General features: G+C 72.3%; 5 protein-coding genes. 3 read left to right on the forward strand and 2 right to left on the reverse strand.

Annotated elements, in window-relative coordinates:
- Together rsmB and FKV24_RS13455 are read left to right on the forward strand one after the other, a co-directional pair.
- A partial coding sequence (gene rsmB / locus FKV24_RS13450; RefSeq protein ID WP_141482736.1) for a 16S rRNA (cytosine(967)-C(5))-methyltransferase RsmB occupies positions 1 to 1,231 on the forward strand: 1,231 nt, incomplete at its 5' end.
- 64 nt (positions 1,232 to 1,295) lie between these two features.
- Positions 1,296 to 3,035, forward strand: a complete 1,740-nt coding sequence (locus FKV24_RS13455) for an ArnT family glycosyltransferase (protein WP_141482740.1) — start codon at positions 1,296 to 1,298, stop codon at positions 3,033 to 3,035.
- 12 nt (positions 3,036 to 3,047) lie between these two features.
- Here the strand turns inward: FKV24_RS13455 and FKV24_RS13460 are convergent, their stop codons facing one another.
- Together FKV24_RS13460 and FKV24_RS13465 are read right to left on the reverse strand one after the other, a co-directional pair.
- Positions 3,048 to 3,827, reverse strand: a complete 780-nt coding sequence (locus tag FKV24_RS13460; protein WP_141482737.1) for a hypothetical protein — start codon at positions 3,825 to 3,827, stop codon at positions 3,048 to 3,050.
- 75 nt (positions 3,828 to 3,902) lie between these two features.
- Positions 3,903 to 4,937, reverse strand: a complete 1,035-nt coding sequence (locus FKV24_RS13465) for a hypothetical protein (protein ID WP_141482738.1) — start codon at positions 4,935 to 4,937, stop codon at positions 3,903 to 3,905.
- Positions 4,938 to 5,116: 179 nt separating this feature from the next.
- Here FKV24_RS13465 and FKV24_RS13470 point away from each other — a divergent pair.
- A partial coding sequence (locus FKV24_RS13470) for a glycosyltransferase (RefSeq protein ID WP_141482739.1) occupies positions 5,117 to 6,044 on the forward strand: 928 nt, incomplete at its 3' end.

The raw sequence follows: 6,044 nt of genomic DNA on the forward strand, positions 1-6,044 counted from the left end.
TGGCCGCTCGTTGCGGGCCGAGCTGGCCGGGGCGTTGCCGGGACTGGAGGATCCGCGCGACCGCGCCCTGGTCGAGACCCTGTGCTTCGCCGTGCTGCGCCAGCCCGGCCGCTACGCCGCGGCGCTGGCGGCGTGGATGCCGAAGCCGCCCGGACGCCGCGACGGCGAGCTGCGCGCACTGCTGTACCTGGGATTCGCCCAGCTCGATCCGTTGCGCCTGCCCGCGCACGCGGCGCTGGCCGCCACCGTCGAGGCCACGCGCCTGCTCGGCCGTCGTCACCAGGCCGGCCTGGTCAACGCGTTGCTGCGGCGCGCCCAGCGCGATGGCCTGCCCGCCGGCGATCCGGCCGACGACTGGCCGCAGTGGCTGCGCAGCCGCATCCGTGAGGACTGGCCGGAACAGGCCGCGGTGGTGTTCGCCGCCAGTGTCGCCGAACCGCCGTTGTGGTTGCGGGTCAACCGCCGTCGCGGCAGCCGCGACGCCTATATCGAACGCCTGCGCGAGGCCGGCATCGCCGCGACCGCCAGTGCCGACGCCGCCGACGCGCTGCGCCTGGAGGCTTCGATGCCGGTGGCGGCGCTGCCGGGTTTCGCCGACGGTGCGGTGTCGGTGCAGGACCTGTCGGCGCAATGCGTGGCCGGATTGCTGGCGCCCACCGCCGGCGACCGGGTGCTCGATGCCTGCGCCGCACCCGGCGGCAAGACCGCGCATCTGCTGGAGTCGGAGCCGTCGCTGCGGGTGACCGCGCTGGACGTCGACCAGCGGCGCCTGGCGCGGGTCCGAGACACCCTGCAGCGCCTGCATCCGGACCTGGAGGCGCGCCTGCTCGCCGCCGACGCGACCGCGGTCGCCGACTGGTGGGACGGCCAGGCCTTCGACGCGATCCTGCTCGATGCGCCCTGTTCGGCCACCGGCATCGTCCGCCGCCAGCCGGACGTGCGCCTGCACCGGCGCGCGAGCGATGTCGAGGCGCTGGTGGCGCTGCAGGCGCGACTGCTGGATGCGCTGTGGACCACGCTGCGCCCCGGTGGCGCGCTGGTCTATGCGACCTGCTCGATCCTCAAGGCCGAGAACGCCGACCAGGTCGAGGCCTTCCTCGCGCGCACCGCCGACGCCAGCGCCGAACCGTTGCCGGCGGCGCTGGGCGAGATCAGCGGACCCGGCCGCCAGCGGCTGCCGGGCGAGGGCGGCGGCGACGGTTTCTTCTACGCGCGCCTGCGCAAGGCCTGACAGGCCGTCGCACTACGACATTTTTCCGACAAGAGTGTCGTCGCCGGCCCGTATCATGCCGGCCATGATTCGCACCGCGCTTGCCGGCGATCCGCGCCGCGCCCCCTGGCTCAATGCTTCCAGCCTGTTCTGGATCGCCGCGCTGCTGGTCCTGGGCGCCGGACTGGGACTGCGCGACCCGTGGCCGGCCGACGAGCCGCGCTTCGCCCTGGTCGCCAAGCATATGGTCGAGAGCGGCGACTGGCTGTTCCCGCACCGCGGCGGCGAGCTGTACCCGGACAAGCCGCCGTTGTTCATGTGGTTGCAGGCGGTGTTCTACGCGTTGTCGGGCAACCTGCGGCTGGCCTTCCTGCTGCCCTCGCTGCTGGCGGCGCTGGGCACCCTGTGGCTGGTGCGCGACCTCGGACGCCGGCTGTGGTCGGAACAGGCCGGCGCATACGCCGCATGGGCGCTGCTGTTCGCGCTGCAGTTCACCTGGCAGGCCAAGCGTGCGCAGATCGATCCGACGGTCACCTTCTTCATCACCCTGTCGGTGTACGCCCTGCTGCGCCACCTGTTGCAGGGGCCGGACGCGCGCTGGTGGATGCTGGGCTGGTTCGCGGCCGGGCTGGGCGTGATCAGCAAGGGGGTGGGCGTGGTCGCCCTGCTGGTGTTGTTGCCGGCGGCCTGGGCGCGCTGGCGCGGCTGGGACGGCATCGCGGCGATGCGCGGGCCGCGCTTCTGGCTGGGGCCGCTGGCGTTGCTGCTGCCGCTGGCGGCCTGGCTGCTGCCGATGCTGATGGCCGTGCATGCCAGCGGCGATCCGGCGCTGCAGGCCTATGCCGACAACATCCTGTTCCGGCAGACCGCCAAGCGCTACGTCGACCCGTGGCACCACCATCAGCCGTTCTGGTACTTCGGCAAGGTGATCCTGAGCCAGTGGCTGCCGACGGTTCTGGCGCTGCCGTGGATGCTGCGGCCGTGGCGCACCGCGCTGCGCGCGCGCGATCCGCGCATTCTGCTGCCGCTGGCCTGGGTGCTGCTGGTGGTGCTGTTCTTCAGCCTCAGCAGCGGCAAGCGCGAGGTCTACATCCTGCCGGCGCTGCCGATGCTGTGCCTGGCGATGGGGCCGTATCTGGCCGGGGTGCTGGAGCGGCCGTGGCCGCGCCGGCTGGGCTTCGGCTTCGCCCTGCTGCTGGTGCTGGCGTTCGCTGCGGTCGGCGCGGCGCTGGCGTTCTCCGAGCCGGCCTTCGAGCAGAAGTTCGAGGCCGCGCGCGGCGTCGCCCACGGCGGCGACGCGGTCGGCTGGCTGATGCTGGCGATCGCCTCGTTCGGCGGGGCGGCGCTGGCGTGGTGGCGGGTCGCGCGCGGCGAGCTGGCGCTGGCCTGGACCCTGGCCGGGTTGTGGGTCGGGGTGAGCCTGTTCGGCTATCCGTTGTTCAACGACGCCAGCTCGGCGCGCGGGCTGATGCGCACGGTGGGGGAAGCGATCGGTGCCGATGCCGAACTGGGTCTGGTCGCCTGGAAGGAGCAGAACCTGCTGATGGCCGACCGCGAGGTCGTCGAGTTCGGATTCCTCCAGTCCCGCCAGGTGCAGCTGGAGCGCGCGATCGCCTGGCAGGCGCAGGCGCCGGACACACGCTGGCTGCTGGTGCGGGAGTCGGCGTTGCCCGAATGCGCGGACCGGTCGCACGGGCGACTGGCCGGCAGCGCCAATCGACGCAACTGGTGGTTGCTGCGCGCCGGGGCCTGGGGCGGTTGCGCGGGCGGGCTGAGCGTGCCCGGAGCCGGTGGCGAGGATGAGGACGCCGACGACGGCGGCTAGGCGGGCCGTCGCTCAGGGATCGATCCAGGCCTGCCTGAGCCAGTCGACGTTGCCGATGCGCCGGTGCAGTCGGTGGCCGCCGCCGGCGACGACCTCCGACATCTTCAGGCGTCCGGCGAACACCACGATCCGGGCCCCGGAAGGCAGTTTCGGATCGCTGAAGTAGTTGCGCGGGAACGGCGCGATGCAGTCGTTCTTGAAGCTCACGCACCAGCCGCGCGGCCAGTATTCCAGTTCGCCGTGCGCCTCCAGCTGAGCGCTCTGGTACTGCTGCGACATCGGGTACTGCCGCGTCGCCGCGTCGGGATCGGCGACGAAGTTGTCGAGGATGTAGGCGTGCTGGCCGACCTCGAAGCGGAACACCGAGGAGTTGCCGATCATCTGCAGGAAGCGGTCGCGCTGCGGATTGAGCTTGCGCCTGAGCTTGCGCTTGAACAGGTCGGCGTCGCGGATGATGTGGAAGCGGCCGGGCAGGTCGAAGAACGGGTCCAGCGAGTCGACCACCACCAGGTCCAGGTCCAGGAACAGGGTCGGGCCCTGCAGGTCGGCCAACTGATGGCCGAACACCGCCAGCTTCTGCCAGCGGCGGTCGTTGTGACCCGCCGGCAGGCCCAGCGGCGGCAGCGGCATCGCCTCGATGCCCGGCGCCAGCCCTTCGTCGGTGTCGGTGAAGCAGACGAAGCGGTGCGGCCGCGACAGGTGGCGTCGCACGCCCGCATAGAGGCGGTTGACGTACTCGGGTCCGTACATCGCCCCCCATTTCATGCAGATTACGTTGACGGGAGCGGTCATGCGTGGTTCGCGGCCTGGGCGGGTCTCAAACCGCAAGCATAGCCCGAGTGGGGCGGCGAAATCCCGGCGCGCGGCTCAGCGGGCGAGCATCGTCTGGATGCGCTGCGCGATCGTCGACGCGTCGTTGCGCAGGCCCAGCGCGCGCGCGCGGCCGCGCAGGCCATCCAGGTCGGCATCCGCCGCGTGCTGCCAGGCGGTGGCGATCGCCGTGCGTTCCGCGGCGCAGGTCAGGACCGCGTCGCGGGCGGCGAACGCGGCGATCCGCTGTGCCTGTTCCTCTTGCATCGGTATCGCCAGGCACGGTGCGCCCAGGGTCAGGGCCTGCACCAGTGTGCCGCCGCCGTTGACCACGTTCAGTCGCGCGCCCTCGACCAGGCCCATCAGGATCCGGTTGGGCATGCGCGGCAGACCGATCCAGCCGGCCGGCAGGGCGTGATCGCCGGGATCGACCACCAGCACCGGCAGCGTCGTGCGCAGGGCCGAGCCGGCTTCCGCCAGCAACGGCACCGGGGCCAGGCCATCCACCGTGTAGCCGGCGCCGCCCGGGCAGGCGAGCATGTACCGGCCGGGTGCCAGGCCATGTTCGGCGAGCAGGCGCGAGGCCGCCGCGGTATCGGGCGCCTCGAACACGGCATTGAAGTACTCGAACCGGGTCCGCCGCAGCAACCAGCGGCCGAGCCGTTCCGGCCAGGGCGGCGCGGCGCCGAGGCGTTCGGGGGCGAGTATCCAGTGCGCGTCGAGCAGGGTGCGCTTGCGCGGATCCAGTCCACGCCAGCGCGAGTTGGGCCTGACGCTGAGGTAGGCGGTGCGGCTGCCGGCCGCGCGCGCCGCACGCAGCGCCGACATCCGCAGGGTGCTGTCGAACACGCACAGGTCGGGGGCGAAGTCGGCGATCGCCGCGATGACCTCGGGTTCGCTGCGGGTCGGCGAGCCCGGCAACGGCGTCCGTTGGAACTCCTCGCACGGGAACGGCGCCTGTGCGTGGGCCAGGAAGCGGATGTCGGTATCGCCGCCCTGCGCACGCAGGGTTCGCGCCAGGATCAGGCTGCGTTGCAACTCGCCGCCGCCGCGCCCGCCGCTGACCGGAATGAACAGTACGCGTCGTGGCATCGGCGCTTGCTTGCTCGGCGAAAGAAGGCGGTGGCAGTATACCGGGCGGCTCGCGCGCCCGGGCCATGCCGCGCCGCGCCGGACCTGCTGCTCCGGCCTTCCGTCCGTTCCAGTCAAGCCTGCTCCAGTCAAGCCTGCTCCAATCCAGCCCGCTTCCAAACAAGGTGCAGCGTGCCGCCGTGACGACGACCTTCTTCCTCGACGTGCCGGACGCGGCGCTGGCCGACTGGCGCGCACTCGATCCCGATCGCGAACCGCAGCGGCTGGTGCTCGGCGAGCACTACTGGATCGTGCTCAGCTACCTGCGGCTGCGTGCAGCCGGGCTCGACGTGCGGCTGGACAACGATGTGCCCGCGACCGGGCCGGTGCTGTTCTACGCCGGCGACAAGCGAGCGCTCTGGCAGCGCTGCCGGCGCAACCGCAGCCGCGCGCTGCTGGTGGCGGTGCGCAGCGATCGCCATCCGGTCGGTTTCGCCGATGTCGAAGTGGTGCAGAACGCCGAGTCGGCCGATGGTCGGCGCGCCCTGCACGTGCCGCACTGGTCGCAGCCGGGGCTGGTCGCGCGCGACCCCGCGCGCGGCGACCGTCCGCGCACGATCCTGTATCCGGGGACACCGCGGAACCTGCATCCGGGGTTCAACGAAGCGGCGTGGCTGGAATTCCTCGATCGTCATGGCCTGCGGTTCCAGTGCCATGCGGCGGCCGCCGACGGCACGCCGCCCGACTACCACGACTTCCGCGAGGTCGACCTGCTGCTGGCGACCCGGCCCAGCGGCGCGCGGCTGGTGCGCAACAAGCCGGCGTGGAAGCTGTTCAATGCCTGGCTGGCCGGGGTGCCGGCCCTGCTCGGACCGGAGTCCGGTTACCGCGAGTTGCGCGAGGGGCCGCTGGACTTCATCGAGGTCGACGGTCCGGACGCGGCGATGGTGGAGATCGGACGCCTGCTCGACGATCCGGGTCTGTACCGGGCGATGGTCGACAACGGCCTGCGCCGCGGCGCCGGGTTCACCGACGCGGCCACCGCCGGGCGCTGGCGGCTGCTGATCGAAGACGTGCTGGAGCCACGCGCGCGGCAGCTGGCCGGACGGCCGGCTCCGGGATGGCGTC

Origin of the sequence: Marilutibacter maris (genome assembly GCF_006546735.2) — a bacterium.
GTDB lineage: Bacteria > Pseudomonadota > Gammaproteobacteria > Xanthomonadales > Xanthomonadaceae > Marilutibacter > Marilutibacter maris.